This is a genomic window from Burkholderiales bacterium, from assembly GCA_036262035.1.
Taxonomy (GTDB): domain Bacteria; phylum Pseudomonadota; class Gammaproteobacteria; order Burkholderiales; family SG8-41; genus JAQGMV01.
The window spans coordinates 1-22690 of sequence record DATAJS010000005.1 but is presented as its reverse complement, the minus strand read 5'-3'; the positions used below and the strand labels follow the sequence as shown (position 1 = coordinate 22690).

The following is a 22690-nucleotide window of genomic DNA, read 5'->3' as shown; positions in this document are numbered from 1 at the left end:
AATTGAATCCGAGCCCGGTATCGCGCCAGCACCTAACAGCGGAGCGAAGAAGTCCGCAGCATCCAGTGATTTCTTATCCACAGCGGAACCCCACCATGACTAACGCACGCAAGCCAGAACCGCAGACGAAGCGCGACGAGCTAGACCTGTATCCAAAAGAGGAAGGGATGAAGCGCGCCGACGACCTGTTGCGCGCCCTCCTGAGCACGCCGCCGGATCCGCAGACGCCGAAGCCGACACCAAAGAAGCGCGCCAAATGAGCGAGAGCTACGCCGCAGACGCGCTTGCTTTGGAGCGCCAATTGCGCAGCGCGTGCATCGCCGCCCTGTATGGCAAGCACTCCGGGCAATTGGACGCTGTCTCGCGGGCGCGGCTGCAACGACGTATCGCAAATGCGGAAACCCGCATCGTTCTGCTCGAAACTCGATACCTCAACCAACCACTGTAAATCCATCCCAATGCCAGATCGCGCGCTCATCAAAAAGATGGTCGTGTTTCTGACCGACGCCAAAGGCGAATGGACGCGGCTTGCGGAAGCGGCCGAGGCCGAGAGAAAGCACGACGCCGCCCTACGTGCTCGCAACCAAGAGGCGCACTGGGAGCTTGAGATCGCGCGGCTAATCGAATGTCTGCCGCCTGACGAGCGCCCCTGACGGCTATTTTTTTGCATAGCCGTCTTTGTCATGTATACACTTCCCCCCTCGGGGGAGGGTTAGGGTGGGGGTGGGTTTGGCGTAAAATTGCGGCCTTTTCCGCCACACCATCCCCATGATCCGCACCCGCTTCGCCCCCAGCCCCACGGGCTACCTCCACATCGGCGGCGCCCGCACCGCGCTCTTCTGCTGGGCGTATGCGAAAAAGCTCGGCGGCACCTTCGTGCTGCGCATCGAGGACACCGACCGCGAGCGCTCGACCGAGGCCTCGACGCAGGCGATCCTCGACAGCATGCGCTGGCTCGGGATGGACGATTACGAAGGGCCGTATTACCAGATGAAGCGCCTCGACCGGTATCGCGAGGTCGCCGAGCAGCTCATGGCGCAGGGCCACGCGTATTACGACTACGCGAGCAAGGAAGAGCTCGACGCGCTGCGCGAAGCGCAGCGTGCGAGAGGCGAGAAGCCGCGCTACGACGGCCGCTGGCGCCCCGAGAACGCGAAGCGTGACGGTCTTACTCCGCCGGCCGGTGTGAAGCCGATCATCCGCCTGCGCAATCCCGACGAAGGCGAGGTCACCTTCAACGATCTCGTCAAAGGCCCGATCACGGTGGCGAACAGCGAGCTCGACGATCTGGTGATCATGCGCTCCGACGGCATTCCCACGTACAACTTCGGCGTGGTCGTCGACGACATCGACATGAGCATCACCCACGTGATCCGCGGCGACGACCACGTCAATAACACGCCGCGCCAGATCAACATCTACAAAGCGCTGGGTGCGAAGCTGCCCGAGTTCGCGCACGTGCCGATGATCCTCGGGCAGGACGGCGAGCGGCTGTCGAAGCGCCACGGCGCGGTGAGCGTCATGCAGTACCAGGAAGAGGGCTATCTCCCCGAAGCGCTGGTGAACTACCTCGCGCGCCTCGGCTGGTCGCACGGCGACGAAGAGAAGTTCACGCGCGAGCAGCTCGTCGAGTGGTTCGATCTCGAGCACATCAGCAAGTCGCCGGCGCGCTTCGACGCCGGCAAGGCTACGTGGCTCAACCAGCAGTACCTGAAGGAAGCCGCCGACGATCGGCTCGCCGAGCTCCTGCGGCCGTTTCTTGCCACGCACGAAATCGATGTGGACGCGGGGCCGGCGCTCCCCCGTGTTGTGGCGTTGCTCAAGGAGCGCGCGAGCACGCTGGTCGAGCTTGCCGACGCGGCGGTGTACTTCTACAAACCGCTGCACGCGCCCGAACAGCTCCGGGGCCAGCACCTGACCGACGACGTCATGCCCGCGCTGCGCGACCTGCGCAACCGCTTCGAGAGCACCGACTGGGAGCGCGCGAAGATCAACGACGCCATCAAGGCGGTGGTGGGCGAGCACAAGCTCAAGCTGCCGAAGGTCGCCATGCCGCTGCGCGTCATCGTGGCGGGCACGACCCAGACGCCCTCGATCGACGCCACCCTGGAGGTCATGGGCAAGGAGGCTGTGCTGAAGCGCATCGACAGTGCGCTGCAACCCCCGGGCTCGTAACCACTTTGTTTACACGCCCGGCGCCCTTGGCTATAATTTCGCCTCTCGCGTGGGGGTATAGCTCAGCTGGGAGAGCGCTTGCATGGCATGCAAGAGGTCAGCGGTTCGATCCCGCTTACCTCCACCACGGAAAAATGGGGTCAGACCCCGTTTTATGGGGTCCGACCCCAGTTTTTTTGAGCAGTAAGAAAGTCCTTTAGTCCCCATCGTCTAGAGGCCTAGGACATCGCCCTTTCACGGCGGTAACCGGGGTTCGAATCCCCGTGGGGACGCCAGATTCATCCGCCAATTCGGCCGCCGCAGGAGGCGGTGCGAACATTGGCTGCAGAACTATAACGGGTTAGCGAGAGCTAGCCCGTTTTCGCTTCCACGCAGGGGGAGCGATTTTGCCGAAAAGCGTACCGGCCTCGATACATGCGAGCGCCTTCGATTGCCCGTACTGCGGCGCCTACACGACGCAGTACTGGAACTCGGCTCATGCGGTCTCGCTCGGTGAGCGCGACAAGCGCCCGCACGTTCCGTATGCCGATGCGCGGAGACGAATCCGCGAGCGGCTTGGAAAAGCCGAGGAATCGACCGACAGCCAGGGCCGCAACATACACGAGTGGTTGGATGCAATCGAAGCCGGGCACGTCCGCCTCGCCGCGAATCGACGCGACCTGTTCAGCCACGAAGCGCCAAACCTCTTTTTATCCATCTGCTATCACTGTCACAAGGCTTCGGTATGGGTGGGCGAGCGCCTCGTCTTCCCGGCCGAGAAGGCCGGGATCGCGCCGAACGAAGACTTGCCTGATGACATCGTCGCCGACTTCGACGAAGCGCGCGAGATCATCCACGCGTCCCGCGGGGCGCGTGCGCGCTGCTCAGACTATGTATCCAGAAGTTGTGCAGACACCTCGGTGAGCGCAGGAAGACCATCGACGAGGACATCGAAGGGCTCGTGGAGAAGGGCCTCAATCCCACGGTAAAAAAAGCGCTCGATGTAGTGCGCGTCGTAGGGGACGACGCCGTGCGCCCCGGCGCGCTCGACCTCCATGACGATGCAGACACCGCGCAGAAGCTGTTGCGACTGGTGAACGCCATCGCGGATCAGATGATCAGTCACCCCAAGTCTGTCGATGCGCTGTACCAGAGCCTTCCGCCGGGCAGGCTTGAAGACAGCAAGCGATCTACGTAAGTGATTAATTCTACGGATGGGATACGTTCGAAACGCCGTGGGGCGCCACTAATTCCCGGCTGCGGCCGGTATTTTCCCCGGTGGCCACCTCAAACTCCTCCACCCGTGGCCGGGTCAAACTCCTCCACCCCTGCGGCGGGACGGGCTGGACTTTAGACGGCTGAGGTGCGCTTGGCAACGCGGGCGGCGGCTTCCTTCAGGCGCCAGCTCTTGCCTTCGAACTTGAGCATGTGGCCGTGGTGCAGGAGGCGGTCGAGCAGCGGCGTGACGACCACGACGTCGCCGAGCAGTTTCGCCCAGTCGTCGAACGGTCGATTCGACGTGATGACGGTGGAGGCCTTCTCGTAGCGGCTCATGAGCACGTCGGCGAGTTCGTCGCCGGCGTGCGCCGGAAGCCGGCGCAGGAACAGGTCGTCGATGACCAGGAGCTCGGCGGCCTTCAACTGCGCGCGGTATTTGCGCAGCTCGCCCAGCTCGCGCGCTTCGTTGATGTCCTCGAGCAACTGATGCGCTTCGCGGTAGACGACTTTGTAGCCGCGGCCGACGGCGGCCAGCGCGAGCGCCTTGGCGACGTGGCTCTTGCCGGTGCCGGGTGGGCCGAGGAGCAGCGCGTCCTCTCTGGCGTCGATGAACTTCAGCGTGGCGAGCTCCAGTACTTCGCGCTTGGGGAGCCTGGGGTTGTAGCTCCAGTCGAAGTCCTTCAAGTCCTTGCGCTCGGTCAGTCCCGAGAGCGTGTAGCGTCGATCGAGCAATCGCGAGCGGCGCCGGTCGAGCTCGTCCTGCACCAGCCACGAGAAGGCTTCCACGAAGTCCATTTCGTGACTCGCTACGGCGAGCGCGCGGGCTTGCAGGGTTGCGCTCATGCCGGATAGTCGCAGCGCACGCAGCGCGCGTTCCAGCTCAGTGATAGACATTGCCATCAGGGTCCTCCTGTGAGTGAGAGTGGGTGTCCCAGAACGATTGATACTCGGTGAGCGTCCGGATCTGGGGGCCGGATTGGGTGAGCGGCGAAGCGATGACGGCGGTGTCTGCGACGCGGCGCTCGAGCGCGCGTTTGAGCGCCGTGTAGGAGAAGCACTGCGAGGCGACGAGCCGGGCGCACACCGCTTCGATGTCGCTGCGGGTGTAGGTGCGCGTGAGGCTGGCGATGCCGTAGATCGCGCGGCTGCCGGGGCGGCCCAGGCGCACGAAGAGCTCGCGCGCGAGCGCTGCGGTGCAGGGGCCGATCTTCTCGACGCGGGCGAGCACGCGCGCGCTCTCGCGCGAGGGGTTGAACAGCCGATCGCTGCCCTCCATGACGAAGGCGCCGCGGCGCGTCGCCTTCTCGTGCCGGCGCAGCACCTGGCCGGCGGTATCGACGATCTCGATGTGCTGGTGGTAGATGCGAACCGTCACTTCGCTGTGCGGTGCGGCCGGCAGCGCAGCGTAGTAGGCGGCTTCGATCTGCACGAGGCCGGCGTCATCGACGGTGCGCGTGACCTGTCTGAACAGCCGGAAGCCCTCAAGCGGCAGCGGCCTGAGCTTCGGCTGCTCTTCCCGGAACATCTCGAGCACCTGGCGCTTCTTGCGGCCATGGATGCGTAAGCTTGCCCAGCGCTCCTCCCAATGCGCCAGGAACGCGTTCTGCGCCTCGATCGCGTCGAACTTGCGCCCCTTGAGCGCGGTGGCCTGGGTGTGCTTGATCGCGTTCTCGACGCTGCCCTTGCGATTGGGGTCGCGCACCCGGCACGGATCGGCGACGGCGCCGTAGTGCGCGAGCAGCGCGCTGTAGACGCCGTTCAGTTCCGGGGCGTAGATGTCGGGCCGGATCACCCCTTCCTTCAGGTTGTCGAGCACGACGTACTGGCACACGCCGCCGAAGGCCCGCCACGCCTCCTCGTGCAGCCGCGCCCAGGCCTGCTGGTCGGTCTTCCACACCACCTTGCGGAAGCTCTTGCCCGAGTACTTGAGCGTCATCACGAACAAGTACGGCCGCTTGTAGCGGCCGGTGTGGTAGAGCGTGGGCGCGCCTTGGCCGTAATCGACCTGCGCCTCTTCGCCGGGCAGAAACTCCAGCACGTCGAAGCGCTCCGGCGCGCGCGCCTTGAGCGTGGCGACGAAGCGCTTGACCGAGTTGTAGCGGTGGGTAAAGCCGTGGGCGTCGACCAGCTCCTGGTAGATGGCCACAGCGTTGCGCCCGAGCGTGACCTGCTCTTCGATCCAGGCGCGGTGCGCCTCGCACGCCGAGGTGCTTAGAGTCGGTGGCCGGGGTGGGGGAGTTTGCGCGGCCGCCGCCCCTTCAGAGCCGGTGGCCACCCCGGAGGAATTTGCCAGCGCCGCCGCGTAGCTGCGGATCGTCTTGCGATCAACTCCGGTACGGCGGGCGATTTGCCGATGCGACATGCCGCTCTTCAGCAGCGTGTCGACGGTGATGCGTAGATGCGGCTTCAAGACGTTCAACTCCCTGATCTCCCCCTTGGCTCGAGGGGAGCGAGCGTAAACGTCCCGCCGGTCAGCGCCCTGGCTTCAGGCGCGCTTACATGGCCTCAGGGGTGGGGGAATTTGCGGTGGCCACAGGTGGGGGAATTTGGGTGGCCGCCGGGGTATTTTGTAGTTAATCCGGTACGTTAGATCCCGCGGGTCCAGCCGGACGCGCGGGATGATGATCGCGAGGAAGTCTTTCGGCTTTCCCGATCGAGCGACCGCCACGTCGGTCGACAGGCGAATTTAGGATCTGCATCACGTCGGCTTAGCAAGTTCAACGACCAGTTGCGCTTGGCGTAGCCGTGTCTCGGTGCCGATAATGCCGCGCGAATCTTCTCCCCGTTCGTTTTCCCACTTCCCGATTTGCTCGGGCAGCGGCGGGTGCGGACGTGGGAGAGCATCGCTGTCACCTTAGCGATCTTGCCGTCCAGTGCCTCATATTGGCGCACCAGTGCATTACGCTGTCCACAGAAAAGCGCGCGAACGCGCTCAGTGTAGCCGAAAGGAAGGTGTGTGCTGTGCAAGGCCGGCGGGCGCAAACCTGGATCGTCCGTAGAATCAACAGAAAAATACTCGTAATGGCGATGAAAGCAAGAACTTGGTGTGCGCTCCCGCTAGCGCTTGTCGCGTCATGCAGTAGCGCCCAAACGCTCGAGCGCGTTGATCAGATCAGCGGGCGCATTTTCGACACCGACGGCAGCCGCATTCTTTATCTTGGCGGCGGCTCGACGCAACTCACCCTGCGTAACGTCATGGGCGCACCGGAGCAACCCATTGCGGGATTCGCGGGACAAACGCCCAGCTATGGATTCCTCGCTCCGAACGGAGCGATATTCGCGACGATGGGAGCCACCGTGAATACGTTGGGCCTGTACAACGGAACCCAGCCGTAAGGCTCGGCAGTCTGAGCGGCTTCCTGACCCTGCGCGTTAGCGGCGGCTACGCGATCTGGAGCGGCCAGCAAGCGCCACCGCCGATCATCGCCCCGAATCAAAGCGTGTATGTGACACGCCTCGCCAATGGACTGACCGACGATCTGCGAAACTATCGCGGCGCGCCGTCGGCGCTCGGCAACGACGAGGTCGACGTCACGAGCGAGGGTTCGTCTATAACGACACCACGTTGTTCGAGCTCCTTTGGACCAACAATATCGACCGATCGAAACCGTTCTTCACCGAGAACGACCCCGCAGCCAAGGGGCCGACGCTGACGTTCAGCGGCGGCATCCTGAAACGCACGCAATCGATCGTTTTCCCATAACCGGCCACGCTCGATACCAACGGCGGTTCCATCGACACGACCAATGGAGCGGTCGTCATGAGCGGTGTAGTCTCGGGCCCCGGTCAGCTCACCAAGCCCGACCCGGGAACCTTGACGCTCACCGGCGCCAACAGCTACAGCGGAGGCACGCGTGTCGGTGACTGGAGCGGCCAATCTGGCGGGGACGGTCGGTGTCGAATTCGAAAGTGGCTCGTACGCGCCGAAACGTTATTCGATCCTTACTTACACCGACCGCAGCGGCACGTTCGGCTCGCTGATCACCCCGGTGCTGCCGCCGCTCCTGGCCGTAAGTCTGGCTTACAGCGATACCGAAACGGTGCTCGAACTCCGCGCAACCACCGCAAACCTCCCGGGACTGAGCGGCAACCAAGCCGCGGTCGGTGACGCTATCGCGGCCGGGCTCAACAACGGCGCACCACCGGGCTCTCCCTTTCTCGGATTGCTCCAGAAGGACCCCGATGCGCTTGCGTCCGCCTTCAAGGAGCTGAGCGGTGAGCTAGGCGCAGTGGCGACCAGCTGCCCTCGGTGTCCATGACCGGATTTCTTGGGATGATCGGTACACGTGCCGCTGGCGGGTCGGAAATCCCGCGAAGCGCCGATTTCCGCATCACGCCACGACGCTACGCGATGGCGCAATTAGCGGGAACGGGTTCTGACGCGAGCGCCGATAGCGTCACGACTACGGATAAAAGCGCATGGGTGGACGTGTTCGGCGGTCGCGGAGGCGCCGACGGAAACGCTTCTACCAGCAGCGCGTCGCAAGCGCAGCGTATCTACGGCGTCGCCGCAGGAGTCGACAGGGATCTCTCGCCGCGCAGCGCAATCGGGCTAGCCCTTGCCGGAGGCGAGTCCCGCGTCCGGCTCTCCGACGGGGCCGGTTCCATGGACAGCAACTTCATACAGGGCGCTGTTTACGGTACTGCCCGGGCTCGCCTGGGCTACGTGCGCGGCGCCGTAGCGTACGGGGCACATCGCGTACACGCCAACCGCTCGACCACCGCGATCGGCGTCGAGCAGTTGCTCGCTGACTTCACTGCGCACAATGTCGCCGTGCGCGTGGAGGTCGGGTATCAGCCGGAGGAATAGCCACGAACGGTGTCGCCGTACGCGGCTTTGCAGGTGCAACGGGTCTACATACCCGCCTATTCGGAGCGTGCGGCGCGCGGCAGCGGCGCCTCGGCGTTGTCGTTCGCATCCCGGCATGAAACGTTGCTGCGAACGGAGCTCGGCGCATCCCTCGCCCACCGCCTCACGGCTGCTACCGGCACGTTGACGCTTCGCGCGCGTGCCGCATGGGTGCGAAATTTCAATACGGATGCCGCGGCATCGGCGACTTTCCAGCAACTGCCGGCGGCGACCTTTACCGTGCGTGGGGCTCGACAGTCAGAGAATGCGGCGTTGCTCGGTTTATCCGCCGAGCTGCCGATCGCCAGAAACACCGTGCTGTCCCTTCGGTTCGATGGCGAAGCGGGGTCCAGGTCTTATGTGTATGCGGGTAGCGCCAGGCTGAGTTACACGTGGTGAGATGCTGGTGATATGCCCGTCCGGCCTCGACAACGCCGTTCCGAGCAGGTAAGTATGGCGGCGGATTTTTCGTGCCCACCGACAGTCGGATTCTCAACAAGCGCGAGCAGCTAGAGAAGGCATGCCGTGTCTTGGTCGTGAAGCCGACGGAGCTTCTGGAGTTGGAGCTGGCGAACAAGTTCAAAGAACGAGTGACGCCCTAGCCGTCGGTGATTCGATACGCGTGCGCCTCGTCCTTGCGCAGCAGCCACACCGCGATCGCCGTGCCCTCGGCTTCAAACGTGTCGTCGAAGATTTGCGTGTAGGCCGGGTTCGCGAGCCACAGCCCGGCGTAGTTCATCTTGTACGACCACACGCCTGGGTGGTGCCGGTAAACGCGCTTCTGCGGCGCGCTCACGCGAAAGTCCCAACCGCCCAGCAACCCGCCGTCGCGTAGCACCCGGTGTGCCTCGGCGATCGCGTGGAACAGCCGACGCCGATCGACGAGGTAGAGGCAGAATCCGAGCAGCACCACGTCGAACGATTCGTCGACGTACGGCAGTCTGTCAGCCGTGGCGCGCAGCAGGTTCTTCTGCCCAGCGATGGCGCGCACGGAGGGCTCGGCGCCGTAGCCTTCGCATGCGATCTGTTCTTCGAGCCAGCGCAGGTTCAGCCCGTTGTTGCAGCCGACTTCGAGCACCTTCATGCCCGGCCTGATGTGCGGGACGAAGTAGCGTAGCGTCTCGCCGTATGGCGGCCGATGCCCGTTGCGCTGGTAGTAGGCGTCAGCTTCACCCCCAACAAAAATGTCAGTTTGATCGATCACGGTAGAAGCCAAACGAACGCGACGATCCCCCCAAGTCGATCTCTTTGCCGATTGCCGTTCGAAGGGCCTGAAAGGAATCCTGCAGCGAAAACAGGGCGATGCGAGATGCGATTGTGAGGACGGTGCCCCCAATCGCGGGTAGGCATGGTTTCACCATGCAGCGAACTATTGCGCCACCGATAAAGCCGTTCGAACGCGTCAATTGACGTGCCATCGAACTCAGCTAGGTGTGCGCGGATGTCATCCAGATCTTGGCGCAGATCCGCGTCCGCGACTCGTTCAAAGACCAAGAACAGTAAATCTCGCAAGCTGCTACAGGTACTACCAACCTTGTAAATTCGACGCCGCATGTTCGACGAGTCCAATATCCCGAGGGGACTTATGGTCGGAGCGTCCCATTCGCTCTTAACCCGACCCGCGTAGCTAATGTAACGCGCAGCCGCTTTCTTCAGCAGCGCCTCCAATAAAGGGAACGACAGATACGCCAAGATCAGATGGCGGCGCGAGAGGAACTGGTCCAAAGCCGGAGGCACCATCGCTTGCCTCACCTGACGCCAGCGTGTCCATTCCTCAGACGTCGGTGCCGCGGGCTGGGCGACATCCGCAAAGGACGCGCACAGCGCGCTAGTAAACAACTCGCGAATTTCAGTCTCCTCGACTCCAAAAAAGCGCGGGATCGCCGGGTCGCCACTGTAGAGCACCAAATCGCCTATCCATGTCCAAAGTAGCAGATGATCGCGGTCCACCACCGTGATCATCTGTCCGAACGTAAGAACGCGCAGAAGACCTACGCAAGCGGCGCGAAGTTCCGAATAGGTCAGTTTGTGGAAAACGATCCCGTTCGCGTGCAGCCGGTGCTCGCGGCCGCCTATTCCCCGCGCACCTCGTTCATTTGGCTGGACGCTAGCTATCCAAGCGTCGCAGAGTTGGTGGATTGTGGGTTCCAGGCCCACTTACCTGCTCGGCTGAATGTCGCTTTGGCAACTCGTTGATCATACCGTTCGCTCACCGCATCGATCAGTGGATAAACTCTTACTACGCGACCGTCAGAAGCGCCCAAGCGGCGAGCCTTGGGATATCGACGCTTCCCCGCGGGGACGCCACTGATTCCCCAGTCTGAGCCGGGATTTCGTATCGAATTCGGCAGTTCAGACGGCTTTGCACGCATGCGTTACCATGCGGGCAGTCGTCGCACCGAGAAACCGGTCGAATTCCGCGAGTCACTCGCACCGAAGGCGGCAAATCACAAAAAGGCAATCTCATGAAAGCGTTGTTCGTGCTTGCGGTGTTGCTCGGGGCGGCGGTCCTGGCAGGGCCGGCGAATGCGGCCGCGCGGGGCGACTTCGACAACGACGGCAAATCCGACATCCTGTGGCGCGATTTCGGAAACGGCAACAATATGATCTGGCGCATGAACGGCGCTGCCGTCGCACAAAGTCAGACGCTGCCGAAGGTGCCGGACGTGAAGTGGCGTGTCGCTGCGATCGGCGATGTCAATGCCGACGGGCGCGGTGATTTGATTTGGCGCAACATCGCAACCGGCGACAACTTGCTCTGGATCATGGACGGTTTCGACGTAACCGCCACTCCATCGCTTCCCAGAGTCGTCAGCACCGACTGGACGGTCGCCGGATCCGGCGATTTCAACGGAGACGGACGGGCCGATATCCTCTGGCGCAATACCGCGACCGGGGAAAACGTGATGTGGATGCTCGACGGCGCCACCGTCATGGATGCTCCGTTCCTGCCAGCCGTCACGAACGCCCACTGGATCGTGGCGGCCGTCGCAAACTTCGACGGCGACACCATGGCCGACTTGCTCTGGTACAACGATCAGACGGGCGAGGTCGTGATCTGGCTGATGAACGGGGCCTCCATCGCGAGCGATGCGTCCCTGGGCGCGATCGTCACGGACTGGATCATTGCCGCGGCCGCGGATTTCAATGGCGACGGCAAGTCGGACATCTTGTGGCGTAACACGCAGAACGGCGACAACGTCATCTGGTTCATGGACGGCGTGAATCCGACGCAACAAGCGTTTACCGAGGCGGCGTCGTTTGCCCGCGGTCCGCTCGGTCCGAGGAAATGGACCGTGGCCGCGACCGGCGACTACGACGGCGACGGCAAGGCCGACATCGTGTGGCGAGACAACAATTCCGGCGACAACGGGATCTGGCTCATGGACGGGACGGTTCTGAAAACCTGGGCTTACCTTCCGAGCTTGCGCGATCAGAACCAGGTGATCATCAGGCCGTGACGTAGCCGGCGCGCGATCGCGAACACCGTCTAGGCGATCACCAGGTTGCCGTCTGCAACGAGCGTGTTCAAGCTGAGCCCGACCTGTCCTTGCAGGACGAGCAGATCGACGAAGTCGTCGTCCATGCCGTCGGGGTCCACGGCGAGAATGGTGTCTCCGCCCGATTCGCGCAACTCGACGAAGTTGGCGATCGAGGACAGACCGGAAACGTAGCCGACCAGGACCTGCTCCAAGCGCAGCTGGTCGTGCCCCGCGCCGCGCTCGAAGTCGACGATGGTGTCCACGCCTTCGGATGCGGAGCGGAAAACGAAAACGTCGGCTCCGGAGCCGCCTGACAACGTGTCGGCGTCCGCTCCTCCGATCAGCACGTCGTCGCCCTCGCGGCCGAAGAGCGTGTCGAGGCTCGCGCGGCCTTCGAGCCGGTTCGCGCCGGCGTCGCCCTCGAACCAGTCTGCGTGGTCGGAGCCGACCAGGTTCTCGATCGACAGCAGCACGTCCGGATGGTCGCGATCGCGCCAGCCGTCCCCGTTCCATGCGTCGCCGACCCACAGCCGCGCGAAGACACGAGCGTCGGAACCTTCGTACGAAACCGTATCGTTGCCGTCTCCACCGTCGAGGCGGTCACCGCCGGCGCCGCCGCGCAGCCAATCGTTCCCTGATCCTCCGTCGAGCAGGTCGTCGCCGCCGAAGCCGAATAGTGCGTCGTCGCCGGCTCCGCCGATGAGGGTGCTGCGGGCATTCAGCACGCCTTCGAGCCAGTCGGCGTTGTCGGAGCCGATCAAGCCTTCGAGATTGAGCAGCGTATCGGTCGCACCGTGGCCGTTCGAGGTATCGCCGCCCCATGCGTCCCCGACCCACAGCCGCGCGAACACGCGTGACGGCGCGCCTTCGTACGATGCGATATCGCCGCTGCCGTCTTGGCCATCGATCACGTCGGCACCGGCGCCGCCGATCAGCACGTCGTCGCCCACGCCGCCGAACAGCATGTCGTCGTCGGCGCCGCCGATGAGCCGGTCGGCGTGGCCGCGGCCGAACAAGGTGTCCTGACCCGCGCGCCCGTCCAGGGTGCTGCCCGTGAGGTCGCTCGCTTCGAACCAGTCGGCATGATCGGAGCCGACGAGATTCTCGATCGAAACGAGCACGTCCGCATGGTCGCGGTCGCGCCAGCCTTCTCCGTTCCACGCGTCGCCGACCCAGAGCCGCGCGAACACGCGAGCGTCGGAACCCGCGTACGATACGGTGTCGCTTCCGGCGCCTCCGTCCAACGAGTCGCCGCCGGCACCGCCGACCAGCATGTCGTCGCCATTGCCGCCGCTCAGCGCGTCGTCACCCCCGGCGCCATACAACTGATCGTTGCCCGAACCGCCGACGAGCGTGTTGGCGGCGTCGTCCAGCGCCGCACCGGTGGTGTTGTCGCCGACGAGCAGCACGCTGCCGTCGGTGAAAGCGACATTGGTCGTCGTCACGGTCCGCAAGTCGCTTTCGAACGTGACCGTCTTGTCCTGATGCGTGAGCTGGAGCAGTGCGCCGCGCAGGCTCACGTCGGCGGCGGAGATCGAGGCGTCGTCGAAAACGATGCGGTCCGTCGACGGGTCGAACGGCAGGCTCTGGCCGTCGGCGAGCGCCGACCAGGCATAGACATTGGCGCCCCACTCCAGCGCGAGCGCCGTGTGGACCGGGTCGGACATGTTGGTGCCTGCATTGAGCACCGCGGTGAAGGTGAATTCACTCCCGCTGCGCCCATTCCCGATGGCCGCGAAATCGGGGCCGCCGATGCCGTCGAAGTCGCCGAAGGCGAGCCTGCGTGGCGTGCTGCCGCCGAACGAGCTGTGGTACTCCACGTAGCTGTTCGTGCCGCCGAGCATGATGCGAACGCTGCTCTCGTAGCCGTTCTCGCCGCCCGCGATCACGATGTCCGACAGGCCGTCACCGTTCACGTCGTCGATCGCCGTCCTGATAGGACGCGTGATGCCCCCGTGCAACATCGCCGCGGCAAACGTGCCGTCGCCTGCGCCGAGCAGCACACCGGTCGAGCTGTTAGTGGTGACCACCAGGTCGATGCGTCCGTCGGCATTGACGTCCCCCACCGATATGTTGCCGTTGAAAGGGCTCATGCCGTCGGGCAACTCCGAACGCAGCGGCGCCTGAAACGTCCCGTCGCCGTTTCCCTTCCATACGGTCGCGTAGAAGTGAGCACCGGAGGGATCGGTATGCTGCAGGATCAAATCGACCCGACTGTCGCCGTTGGTGTCCTCGACGACGACGTTGTTTACGCTGCTGTCCGAGCCTATCGGCTGCGCCGTGCTGAACGTGCCGTCCCCGTTTCCGAGCAGGACCGATCCCGTCGTGACGATATCGAGCTTGCCGTCGTTGTTCAGATCGGCCACGGCGGTCGGCTGGACCAGGGAAGTCCACGACGGCGCGGCGTGCGACACGGGCGTCCGGAAGGTGCCGTCGCCGTTGCCGAGCGCGGTCTGGACGACACGAACTCCGTTCACGATCAGGGCCGCGATGATGTCGAGGTTGCCGTCGCCGTCGAGGTCCGCGACGCTGCTGGGCGTGAACCAGGTCTGCCGCGGCGCGCCGAAGGTCCCGTGGCCGTGGTTGAGCAACACCAGGGGGCCGCCGAAAAGGTCGTCTCTTCCGTCGCCGTTCACGTCCGCCGCAAGCACGGAGTCGATGCGAACGGTCGGGCCGCCAAGGTCGATCGAAGCGGGGGTGCCGAAGCCCGCCCAACCGCTGCCGTCGTCTGCCTGCCATTCGACCGCGCGGCTCGTCGTCGGGCGCTCCGCGACATCGCCGGACCACGAATAAGTCACCGACCGCATGACCTGCTGGTAGTGCGCAACCGAGTCCGTTCCGCTGAGGATGAGCGTGGCGCTCGCGGCATCGTAGGACGCGGTGATGTTCGTTCCGCTCACGTCGGCCGCGAGCTCGTCACCTAGCGGCTGATCGTAATCGACACGCAGCCGCACGATCGCATGGGCGAGGGTCGCGCTGTCCGTATCGGTGACGACGAGATTCGGCGCGAGCAGCAGCGGATCGTCCCCGCGCCGATAGGTGAGGTTCGTTTGGACGTTCGAAATGATCGGTCGGCTGGCCATCGGTGATTTGTCGGGATTGTGGAAAAGCCGCCTGAGCGCGCGGCGCGGAGCCTAAAGTCTACGCATCGGCGGCATGCGCGCCAATCCGCCGGCCCGTTCAGTTGCAGATCCACGCCCCGTTCAGCCGTTTCGCGAACGCTCCGGTGCCGTTGCCCGCGCAGGGATTGGCGATCGCGCAGTCCGGACAGTAGACGAACGTGCCGTTCGACGCTGCTCCGAGGTTCGCGAATGTCTTGGCGAGCGGTCTGAAACCGGTGTCGTCGAGCGTCAGGTAATCGGTATCGACACCGCGGACCTTGCCTTTGAGCGTCAGCTCGGCGGTCACCGCGCCTGGGACCGCGGAACGCAGGCTCCCGCGCAGCGAGCCGTAGGGCACCCACGTATTGCGCGCGTCTTTCTGTCGGAACGTCAGACCGATTCCGGAGCCGGTGCCGTTCGCGTCGCGTGCGACCGTGATGCCGCTGCCGCCCTGTACCTCGAGGTTGGAAGCCGGGGGCGCGCTCAGATCCGCGCCGCCGATGCGCACGTCGGCGCCGAGCACGGTATTGAAGCTCGGAAGCTGCCAGCGGTTCGCCTGCGCGCTCAGATTGCTGACGTTGCCGATGTACGGATACTGCGAGATCGCGTAGCCGGACGCAACGATGTTGTTCTCGAGCGTGACGTTGTGAGCGTTGACGAGCTTGATCGGGTACTGCGCGCCGGCGCCGGCGGAGAAGAAGATGTTCTCGACCCTCACGCCGTAGACGGTTCGCGTCGCGCCGACGACGATATCGGCGACGCTCGATGTGTTGTTTTCATGATGTCCGTTCGCGATGTGATGGGTCGAGTTGTTCACCGTGTCGCGAGTGGCGTCGATGTCGATGCACGCGACCGACACGCCCTCGCAGTTGTAGCCGATCGCATTGAAATCGGTGGAGTCGACGACCTTGACGCCGCGCTGCGCGGGCGACCCTCCGATTGCGACGTTGCGCAGCTTGAGGCTGTTCGTCCCCGCTTGTGCGTCGATGTTCGTGGCATTGGCCATCGTGATGAAGCTGTCGCTGATCCAGTTCGAATACGACGCATTAATACCCGGCGAGAACCGCACGTTGACGGCGAAGCGGTTGATCGCGACGCGGTCGAGGCCCGATTCCCATACGTTGATCAGATCGAGGCCAACCGCCTTGTTGCCAGGGCCGCTGCCCGTCATGCCGATATCGCTCATGCCGAAGCCGGTTACCGAGATCACGCGGATCGGCGTGAGCGTCTGCGATCTCGTGACCAGCGCGGTGGCGAGCATGCCCTTGCCGCGGAACCGTATGTTGTTCGAACCGACCCTGACCTGAGTCTCGATCCGGCAATGACCCGCGGGAAGGTCGACGTACCCCCCGCGGCCGCCGGCGACCGACACCAGCGCGTCCACCGCGCGTTGCATCGGCGGGCCGATGTCGGTGACGTTGTCGCAGACGCCGCCGAAATCCGCGACGTTCACGGCCCCGGCCGCAGCCGCGCCGATGCCGGGCGATGCGCCGTGGACGCTCGTGGGTCCCGCCAGAGCTGCGTACAAGAGCGCGATCCTCAGCCGCTTCATCGTTGGCCTCCCGCTTCGTCACGATATCGCCGCGAACCTGTGCGTTGCAGCCACCGCACGGCGTTGGCCGTGCGTGGAGGTGCGACTGCCCAGCCGATGAGCACCCCGGAAGCGTTGGCGAGCATGTCAAGCACGTCGAAGCTGCGATAGGGCAGTGCGGCCTGGACGCATTCGAGCGCCATGCCCAGCGCCATGCTTGCCGGTTTCATCGCGCGTGTCGCTTGCGCGCCGCGTGCTGCAGCAAACGGGCGCTCACGTCGCGCACGCGACCGAAGTCCGGAAACGTGGGGTAAGTGGTGAGATAGCTGCGTTCCGGCAGGTAGACAGGCTGTCGGTCCTCGAGACATCCGAGGGCCAGCCGCATCGCGTTCAGCGGTGACAGATCGTCCGGTATCCAGCGCCGGCATGCATCGGGAACGCGCACCAGGCTGAGTATGCTCGTGCGCTCGTCGATGGCGACGTCACCCCACTCCGCGAACGGCTGCTTCCACGGCACGTTGAAGTCGCTGCCGTGGTCCGCCTGGAAGAGCACGATCGCTTCAGGGTCGCGCGCCGCGAGCGCCTTCGCGAGCTCCAGAACGAGCGCGTTCACGCACGTGATCGACTGTTTGTACTTTTCACGCTCGTCGCCGAGCGTATAGTCCGTCGAGCAGTCGGCATGAACGTAAGGCGCATGCGGCGAGAGATGGTGTACGAACGCGAGGAACGGCCGCTTGCGTGACGTGAGCTCGGGTACCGCGCGCAGCACGGTGGGTATGCCGCCGGGGTCGAAGAAAGCGCGCGCGAAGCGCTGCGGTATCTTGGTCGGCGAAAAGAAGCCGTAGACGGTGTGAGCGGCCCAACCGAGCTCGCTGGCGCCCAGGCATTCGACCTCGACCGACTGCTTGCACGGCACCCACAGGTTGCCGACGTGCAGGACGTCGTAGCCGCCGGCCGCGAGGCTGCGCGGGGCGGCAGGCAGTCCGTCGCGGCGCCACGCGGCCGGGAAAAACGGCTCCGTGGACGTATACGGCGGCGCAGTATCGTCGACCACGTAGTCCATCGCGAGCATCGCCATGATCGAGGTGTACGTGGTCGTGTAGTTCGCGCGGGCGTGCTCCACGTGTACGTAGCCGAGCGCCTGCATCTGTGCGATGAAAGGCTGCACATCGTATCCGAGATGCTCGAGCAGGGCCGCGGGCCCGGCATAACCGTCCAGCACGACCAGATAGACATTGCGCGGCGTGGACGCTCGTACCGGCTGAAATCGCGGCTCGCCCGCGACAGCCGATGGAGGCGGAGCGAGCGCCTGCGAGCCCAGCGCGTGCATCGTCGCGAGCAGGGTGAGTAACGTCGCGGTGACGCCCACGCCGCTGCGTATCGCCTCGTGTACCGAGAAGTACGAGATCGCCGCGAGAGTCGTCGAGACGAGCGCCAAGTACAGCACCGCCGATGCGGCCGCGCCGATGCCGACGCCAGCGAGGATGTAACGCAGCGTTTCGTGCGCGAAAAGCTCGAAGACCGCGAGGGTCAGGACCGTGAGCGTGCGGGCGTGCGGCCACCCGCGCGCAGACGCCGCGACTGCCTGGGCCGCGAGCATGCCCCCGAGCCACAACAGTCCGGACAGCGCGCATGCGACCGCGAGCGCGAGCGGCCCGACGCGCTCGCCCTGTGCGTGCTCGCGCGCGACGAACATCGCGGCCGGCCACAGGCAAATCATCGTGTAGCCGGCGAGGGGCGCGCGGCTGCGCGCCGCAACTAACCCGCTCATCGGCAATATTCCACGAGCACCCGCCCGCCGGGCGAGACGGCCTGCTCGCCGATGATCGCTGCGTGGCGGCACAGCTCGCGGCGAAAGGAAGCGGGATCGTACTGCTGGAAGATATCCTCGCGGCCTTCGAGCATCGTGCGCACTCTCGGGTCGGTCTTCGGCACGAATTCGATCACGCCGGAAGGCGCGAGCGATGTCAGCCATTCGAGCGCAGCCGTCAACGGCACGTTGCGGGCGATGACGATGTGATGCAGGAAGGCGAGGGTGACGAGCGCGTCGCTACGCGTCCTTGCGGCAAAGCCCCTGCGCTCAGCCTGCGCCCAGCCCTGTTCGGGCGTCGGATTCGCGGCGTCGAGAAACAGGGGCAGGAAGTCGAGGTGATGCCGGTCCGCGCGCTCGACGGCGGCTTCCAGCGCCCCTGTGTCGAAATCGCAGCCGATCACGCGAGTTGCACCGGCGCTCAGCGCGAGTTGGGCGAACGCGCCTTCGTTGCATCCCAGGTCGAGTACCTGAGCAGGCGCGCGGCGGCGTATGTAGCTCTCGACGAAACCCTGCTTGGTCGCGGACTCGTGCGCGTCGTAAGACGCGCACAGATGGTAGCTGCTCCACGCCGTGCGTCCGCGCCGCGGTTCGAGACTTGCGATCCAGCTGCGCAGGGAACGCAGAAGCCACAGCAATGTCGACTTCGCCATCGGCCGGCGCTGAGCCGCCGCGGCGCGGGCATCGCGCTCGGTGGAGGTGCGCGCGTGCATGCGAGCATGCAGTACCACGTGCAGCAGCACCCGCCACGATGCGCGCGAGCGCGCCGGCAGCAGCCGCGCGATGTGATCGACCGGGATACCTTCCATGCTTCCGCGATACCACGCGTGAAACGGAATGCCGGTCTCGACGGTGAGAAGGAGCGGGTTCAGGTACTGCTCACAGAACTGCCGGTAACCGTCCCAATACTCGCCTTCGACGTACGGCCTGATCGACGGAACGTCGATGAACACCGCGCGCGTGCCGCGGAACTGCACGTTATAGGCGGATGCGTCGCTCAGCGTATAGCCGCGCGCAAGCAGGTCGAGGTGCAAGTCGAGCTGGTGCAGCGCGGCCCGCTTGAGCAGCGAAAACGGCCACTCGTACGGATAGGAGACGCAGGGAATACGCTCGTGCTCGAGCACGTGACGCGCGTCCGCTCGTTGCGGCGACACGAGCTCGCCGGGCTCGGCCGCGCGGCTCGCCACGATACGGCCAGCCCGCTCGAGCTCGTCGAGCGCTCCACAGGCGCGCAGTTGCTGATAATGCCGCCAGGCCGTTTCGTCGAGAGTGCGGAATACCCGGTCCCGGACGATATAGACCGTGGCTTTAGGATCCCTGAAGGAAGCCGGGTCGGCGACGGCCACGGCCCGACTCACGCGGACGCGGGCGGATCCCGGTCGCGGTCGGTGCCGCGGAGCAGACGTCTAAGGAGGGTCTTGAAGGAGCGCCAGTACATCGCGATCGTCGCCACGGTGCCGCCGACGAGCGCGAGCAGCCCCTGCAGGAGCATGCTGCCGGTGCCGGGATCGAGATAGGCGAAGGCGATTTGCGGAATGCTGAACAGCGCGACGACGGCGACGGGCGAAAGAAGCCGGATGCGTAGTGTCATCGAACCAGTATAGCGGATGAGGCCGCGCCCTGGCGCGCGCCCGCTAGACCAGCAGGACGTTGCCCTGGGCCAGCGCGTCGTCGAGGGTCAGGCCGGCGGCGTTCCGGAGCAGGGCGAGAGTCACGAAATCGGCCCCGACGCCGTCCGCATCGACCGCTATGCTGGCATCCGCATCCGCATTCGAGAAGCGAACGAACGCCGACGCGACAGAGCGCCCCGGATCGTAGCCGACGAGCACGCCACGCAGATCGAGCACGTCGTTGCCCGCGCCGGGCGTGAAGTCCGCGATGATGTCGCCGCCGTCGCCGAGGCCTGCGTACACGAAGGTATCGCGCCCGGGACCGCCGGTGAGCGTGTCGGCTCCGCCGCCGCCGACCAGCCAGTCGTCGCCGGTGCCGCCGAGCAACGTATCGCTCGCGGCGAAGCCGTACAGCGTATCGTTGCCGGCGCGTCCGTCGAGCACGCTCGGAGCGGCCGCAAGTCCCTGGAACCAGTCGGAGTTGCTCGATCCCACGAGGTTCTCGATCGAGGCATAGCTGTCGCCGGCGGCGTCGCCGCCCCAGCTGTCGCCGACCCACAACCTGACGAACACGCGCTGGGCGGATCCTTCATAAGACGCGGTGTCGACCCCGTTGCCGCCGTTGAGCACGTCGCCGCCGTCGCCGCCACGCAACCAGTCGTTGCCATCGCCGCCGAGCAGGGTGTCGTCGGCGTCGAAGCCGAAGAGCGCGTCGTCGCTGCCGCGTCCGTCGAGGGTGCTCGCGACCGAGCTCAGGCCTTCGAACCAGTCCGGCTGCTCCGATCCGACGAGGTTCTCGACTGACATCAACTGATCGCCTGCGGCGTCGCCCCCCCATTCGTCTCCGACCCACAACCTCACGAACACGCGAGCCGTCGAGCCTTCATAGGAAGCGGTATCGATGCCGTTGCCCCCGTCGATGAGGTCGGCGCCTGCGCGCCCGCGCAGCCAGTCGCTGCCGTCGCCGCCGAGGAGTGTATCGTTGCCGTCGAAACCGAAGAGCGCGTCGTCGCCGGATCCGCCGTCCAGCCGACTCGGCGCCGAGCCCAAGCCTTCAAACCAGTCGGCGTTCGTCGAACCGACGAGGTTTTCGATCGACACGAACGTGTCGCCGGCGGCGTGGCCGCCCCACGAATCTCCCACCCATAACCGGACGAAGACGCGGTCCGGAGAGCCGGCGTACGACGCCGTGTCGGTGCCGATCCCGCCGTCGAGGGTGTCGGCGCCTGCACCGCCGAGCAGGAGATCGTCGCCGTTGAGGCCGAAGAGAGCGTCGGCGCCGTCGCTGCCCGAGATCACGTTCGATACGTCGTTACCCATCAACCGATCTGCGCCGGAACCGCCCGTCACGTTCTCGATGATTGAACGCAGGTCACCTTCGTGCAGAAGCGCGTTGGCAATGTTGCCTTGCGCGTAGTGTCCATCGCCGAGGTACGCGCGCTGCGCGTCCGATGTGGTGGACCACATGCCGGGCCGCAGGTCCGCCTGTATACCAGCGTTATAGTTTGAGAAGTCGTAAGTGTCCGTTCCGCCGCCATCCCATACGGTCATGAAGACGCGATTCGCACCTGCTGCGCCTTGGCTCACGCCGTCGATCGAGAGCTCTCCCGTGATGGAGTTCCAGCGATACGTGGTGTTGGCGCTGTTCGTGGCGTAGTTAGCGCCGTACATGTGCTGGAGTGCCGCGATGTCGAGCATCATCGGCGTCTGCGCAAAGCTCCACGCGCCGTTCGTATAGCCGCCGTCCACGCTCTGTCCGGCGTAGGAGCGGTACGACATCACCGTGTATTCCATCGAGTCGTGTGACGCGCTCACGGCGTTGTCCTCGTGGGCGTGCTTCAGACCCAGCGCGTGGCCGAGCTCGTGCACGAAGGTGAGATAGGCATAGTTGCCCTTGCCCGGATTGTCGTACCAGCCGGTGGAGCTGTTGTACCAGGAGTCCCCGCCGGCGGAGGAAGCCGCAGGGTAATACGCCCAGGCGGTATCGGGCGCGTCGGAGCGCGCGAAGCGAAGGTCCCCGTGCGTGGCCGAGCTTTCGGTGACCTCGGCGAAGATGATCTGGGCGACCGCCGAGTACAGCCCGAGCGCCGCACGCGCGGCGGACTTCTGAGTCTCGTTGAGAGCGCCGAAATGGTCGAACGGCTCGCCTGCCCCGTAGCTGCGGCTGTAGAAGGCGGCAGACGTCGGGAAGCTGAAAGTCAGCGTCGGAACGGCCCAGCGGATGCCCGAGATGACGCCGTCGGTGTCCTGGTCTCCAGTGAGCTCGACGAGAGTGGTGGCGGGCATGGTATGCGCCTTTTACGGCGGAATTCGAGGTCCGCTTGAGACCCTTGCCGCCGTCGCCCGGTTCCGGCTACTCCTGCCTTTTTTAGCGCGGCCCCGAGGCCCGCGGCGGCACCCTCAACTCACGATCAGGTTCCCTTGCGCGAGCATATCGTTCAACAGCAGCCCGGTGGTGTTCTGGAGCACCGCCAGATTGACGAAATCGGCACCGACACCGTCCGCGTTGACGGCGACGGTCGTATTGCCGCCGCTTTGCGTGAGCCTGACGAAATCCGAGATGTTCGACGTGCCGCTGTGATAGCCGATGAGCACGTCCGAAATGTCGAGTGCGTCGTTGCCGGCACCGCGCGTGAAATCGGTGATCGTGTCCACGCCGTCGGACAGCGCCGTATAGACGAAGAAATCGCGCCCGGGGCCGCCCGTGAGCGTGTCCGCCCCGCCGCCGCCGACCAGCCAGTCGTTGCCCGATCCGCCGAGCAGCGTATCGTTCGCGTTGCCGCCGAACAGGGCGTCGTCGCCGCCGCGCCCGTCGAGGACGCTGGAGGCGGTGCGTAAGCCCTCGAACCAGTCGGCGGTGTCCGACCCGACGAGGTTTTCGATCGAGATCAGCTGGTCGCCGGCCGCATCGCCGCCCCAGTTGTCGCCTACCCAC

The 22690-nt window shown here is 65.0% G+C and carries 22 protein-coding genes, 2 tRNA genes and 1 pseudogene; 13 read left to right on the top strand and 12 right to left on the bottom strand.

The annotated features are described in order from the left end of the window. Window positions 1-95 precede the first annotated feature (95 nt). The 8 genes from VHP37_03095 to VHP37_03060 all read left to right on the top strand — a co-directional run bounded on the left by VHP37_03095 (window position 96) and on the right by VHP37_03060 (window position 3352). A complete protein-coding gene (locus VHP37_03095; protein HEX2825307.1) occupies window positions 96-260 on the top strand; it encodes a hypothetical protein in 165 nt (54 codons plus the stop codon). Next, on the top strand, window positions 257-448 hold the full coding sequence (locus VHP37_03090) for a hypothetical protein (protein HEX2825306.1): 192 nt from the start codon (window positions 257-259) through the stop codon (window positions 446-448). The genes VHP37_03095 and VHP37_03090 overlap by 4 nt, the downstream gene beginning before the upstream one ends. Before the next feature lie 10 nt (window positions 449-458). Further along, window positions 459-653: a hypothetical protein gene (locus VHP37_03085; GenBank protein ID HEX2825305.1), complete on the top strand. Its 195-nt coding sequence runs from the start codon at window positions 459-461 to the stop codon at window positions 651-653. A 115-nt stretch (window positions 654-768) separates the two neighbouring features. Then, window positions 769-2175: a glutamate--tRNA ligase gene (gene gltX, locus VHP37_03080; GenBank protein ID HEX2825304.1), complete on the top strand. Its 1407-nt coding sequence runs from the start codon at window positions 769-771 to the stop codon at window positions 2173-2175. 51 nt (window positions 2176-2226) lie between these two features. After that, window positions 2227-2302: transfer RNA gene (locus VHP37_03075), tRNA-Ala, on the top strand. Window positions 2303-2374: 72 nt separating this feature from the next. Further along, window positions 2375-2450: transfer RNA gene (locus VHP37_03070), tRNA-Glu, on the top strand. A gap of 111 nt (window positions 2451-2561) precedes the next feature. Beyond that, window positions 2562-3143: a hypothetical protein gene (locus VHP37_03065; GenBank protein HEX2825303.1), complete on the top strand. Its 582-nt coding sequence runs from the start codon at window positions 2562-2564 to the stop codon at window positions 3141-3143. After that, window positions 3059-3352 (top strand): hypothetical protein, encoded by a 294-nt coding sequence (locus VHP37_03060; GenBank protein HEX2825302.1) that lies wholly within the window; start codon window positions 3059-3061, stop codon window positions 3350-3352. Before VHP37_03065 ends, VHP37_03060 begins: the two co-directional genes overlap by 85 nt. Window positions 3353-3504: 152 nt before the next feature. On the opposite strand, the gene istB is transcribed toward VHP37_03060, so the two are convergent. Together istB and istA are read right to left on the bottom strand one after the other, a co-directional pair. Next, entirely contained in the window at window positions 3505-4272 is a 768-nt protein-coding gene (gene istB, locus VHP37_03055; protein ID HEX2825301.1) for an IS21-like element helper ATPase IstB, read from the bottom strand. Further along, window positions 4253-5791 (bottom strand): IS21 family transposase, encoded by a 1539-nt coding sequence (istA, locus tag VHP37_03050; GenBank protein HEX2825300.1) that lies wholly within the window; start codon window positions 5789-5791, stop codon window positions 4253-4255. The genes istB and istA overlap by 20 nt, the downstream gene beginning before the upstream one ends. 602 nt (window positions 5792-6393) lie before the next feature. Here istA and VHP37_03045 point away from each other — a divergent pair. The 4 genes and pseudogenes from VHP37_03045 (at window position 6394) to VHP37_03030 (ending at window position 8620) form a co-directional block, all read left to right on the top strand. Beyond that, complete coding sequence (locus VHP37_03045; GenBank protein HEX2825299.1) at window positions 6394-6708, top strand: hypothetical protein; 315 nt, start codon at window positions 6394-6396, stop codon at window positions 6706-6708. Between the two features lie 229 nt (window positions 6709-6937). Beyond that, the gene (locus tag VHP37_03040) at window positions 6938-7075 is read left to right on the top strand and encodes a hypothetical protein (GenBank protein HEX2825298.1); all 138 of its coding nucleotides are present in this window, start codon (window positions 6938-6940) and stop codon (window positions 7073-7075) included. A gap of 151 nt (window positions 7076-7226) precedes the next feature. Beyond that, the gene (locus VHP37_03035) at window positions 7227-7631 is read left to right on the top strand and encodes a hypothetical protein (GenBank protein ID HEX2825297.1); all 405 of its coding nucleotides are present in this window, start codon (window positions 7227-7229) and stop codon (window positions 7629-7631) included. After that, a pseudogene (locus VHP37_03030) lies at window positions 7628-8620 on the top strand (autotransporter outer membrane beta-barrel domain-containing protein). Before VHP37_03035 ends, VHP37_03030 begins: the two are co-directional and overlap by 4 nt. 199 nt (window positions 8621-8819) lie before the next feature. Here VHP37_03030 and VHP37_03025 read toward each other — a convergent pair. Then, window positions 8820-9425 (bottom strand): class I SAM-dependent methyltransferase, encoded by a 606-nt coding sequence (locus tag VHP37_03025; GenBank protein ID HEX2825296.1) that lies wholly within the window; start codon window positions 9423-9425, stop codon window positions 8820-8822. Further along, entirely contained in the window at window positions 9422-10378 is a 957-nt protein-coding gene (locus VHP37_03020) for a hypothetical protein (protein HEX2825295.1), read from the bottom strand. The genes VHP37_03025 and VHP37_03020 overlap by 4 nt, the downstream gene beginning before the upstream one ends. Before the next feature lie 308 nt (window positions 10379-10686). Here VHP37_03020 and VHP37_03015 point away from each other — a divergent pair, with 308 nt between their 5' ends. Continuing rightward, a complete protein-coding gene (locus VHP37_03015) occupies window positions 10687-11682 on the top strand; it encodes a VCBS repeat-containing protein (GenBank protein ID HEX2825294.1) in 996 nt (331 codons plus the stop codon). Between the two features lie 29 nt (window positions 11683-11711). Here the strand turns inward: VHP37_03015 and VHP37_03010 are convergent, their stop codons facing one another. From VHP37_03010 to VHP37_02975, 8 genes are all read right to left on the bottom strand, one after another. Further along, complete coding sequence (locus VHP37_03010; GenBank protein ID HEX2825293.1) at window positions 11712-14786, bottom strand: FG-GAP-like repeat-containing protein; 3075 nt, start codon at window positions 14784-14786, stop codon at window positions 11712-11714. Window positions 14787-14883: 97 nt separating this feature from the next. Beyond that, complete coding sequence (locus VHP37_03005) at window positions 14884-16356, bottom strand: hypothetical protein (GenBank protein HEX2825292.1); 1473 nt, start codon at window positions 16354-16356, stop codon at window positions 14884-14886. Continuing rightward, entirely contained in the window at window positions 16353-16550 is a 198-nt protein-coding gene (locus tag VHP37_03000) for a VanZ family protein (protein HEX2825291.1), read from the bottom strand. Before VHP37_03000 ends, VHP37_03005 begins: the two co-directional genes overlap by 4 nt. Window positions 16551-16561: 11 nt before the next feature. Continuing rightward, a complete protein-coding gene (locus VHP37_02995) occupies window positions 16562-18106 on the bottom strand; it encodes a sulfatase-like hydrolase/transferase (protein HEX2825290.1) in 1545 nt (514 codons plus the stop codon). Continuing rightward, a complete protein-coding gene (locus VHP37_02990; protein ID HEX2825289.1) occupies window positions 18103-19491 on the bottom strand; it encodes a class I SAM-dependent methyltransferase in 1389 nt (462 codons plus the stop codon). Before VHP37_02990 ends, VHP37_02995 begins: the two co-directional genes overlap by 4 nt. An 8-nt stretch (window positions 19492-19499) precedes the next feature. After that, window positions 19500-19736: a hypothetical protein gene (locus VHP37_02985; GenBank protein HEX2825288.1), complete on the bottom strand. Its 237-nt coding sequence runs from the start codon at window positions 19734-19736 to the stop codon at window positions 19500-19502. Window positions 19737-19779: 43 nt separating this feature from the next. Beyond that, the gene (locus tag VHP37_02980) at window positions 19780-22041 is read right to left on the bottom strand and encodes a M10 family metallopeptidase (protein HEX2825287.1); all 2262 of its coding nucleotides are present in this window, start codon (window positions 22039-22041) and stop codon (window positions 19780-19782) included. A gap of 114 nt (window positions 22042-22155) precedes the next feature. Further along, window positions 22156-22690 (bottom strand): type I secretion C-terminal target domain-containing protein (locus tag VHP37_02975; GenBank protein HEX2825286.1); only part of this gene is annotated, 535 nt, incomplete at its 5' end.

Excerpts from the sequence above, each read along its gene's own strand:
- VHP37_03005 (HEX2825292.1), bottom strand. The coding sequence starts at position 16,356 with ATGAAGCGGCTGAGGATCGCGCTCTTGTACGCAGCTCTGGCGGGACCC.
- VHP37_02980 (HEX2825287.1), bottom strand. The coding sequence starts at position 22,041 with ATGCCCGCCACCACTCTCGTCGAGCTCACTGGAGACCAGGACACCGAC.
- VHP37_03045 (HEX2825299.1), top strand. The coding sequence starts at position 6,394 with ATGGCGATGAAAGCAAGAACTTGGTGTGCGCTCCCGCTAGCGCTTGTC.
- gltX (HEX2825304.1), top strand. The coding sequence starts at position 769 with ATGATCCGCACCCGCTTCGCCCCCAGCCCCACGGGCTACCTCCACATC.
- VHP37_03015 (HEX2825294.1), top strand. The coding sequence starts at position 10,687 with ATGAAAGCGTTGTTCGTGCTTGCGGTGTTGCTCGGGGCGGCGGTCCTG.
- VHP37_02985 (HEX2825288.1), bottom strand. The coding sequence starts at position 19,736 with ATGACACTACGCATCCGGCTTCTTTCGCCCGTCGCCGTCGTCGCGCTG.
- VHP37_03090 (HEX2825306.1), top strand. The coding sequence starts at position 257 with ATGAGCGAGAGCTACGCCGCAGACGCGCTTGCTTTGGAGCGCCAATTG.
- VHP37_02995 (HEX2825290.1), bottom strand. The coding sequence starts at position 18,106 with ATGAGCGGGTTAGTTGCGGCGCGCAGCCGCGCGCCCCTCGCCGGCTAC.
- VHP37_03095 (HEX2825307.1), top strand. The coding sequence starts at position 96 with ATGACTAACGCACGCAAGCCAGAACCGCAGACGAAGCGCGACGAGCTA.
- VHP37_03085 (HEX2825305.1), top strand. The coding sequence starts at position 459 with ATGCCAGATCGCGCGCTCATCAAAAAGATGGTCGTGTTTCTGACCGAC.
- VHP37_03000 (HEX2825291.1), bottom strand. The coding sequence starts at position 16,550 with ATGGCGCTGGGCATGGCGCTCGAATGCGTCCAGGCCGCACTGCCCTAT.
- VHP37_03010 (HEX2825293.1), bottom strand. The coding sequence starts at position 14,786 with ATGGCCAGCCGACCGATCATTTCGAACGTCCAAACGAACCTCACCTAT.
- istB (HEX2825301.1), bottom strand. The coding sequence starts at position 4,272 with ATGGCAATGTCTATCACTGAGCTGGAACGCGCGCTGCGTGCGCTGCGA.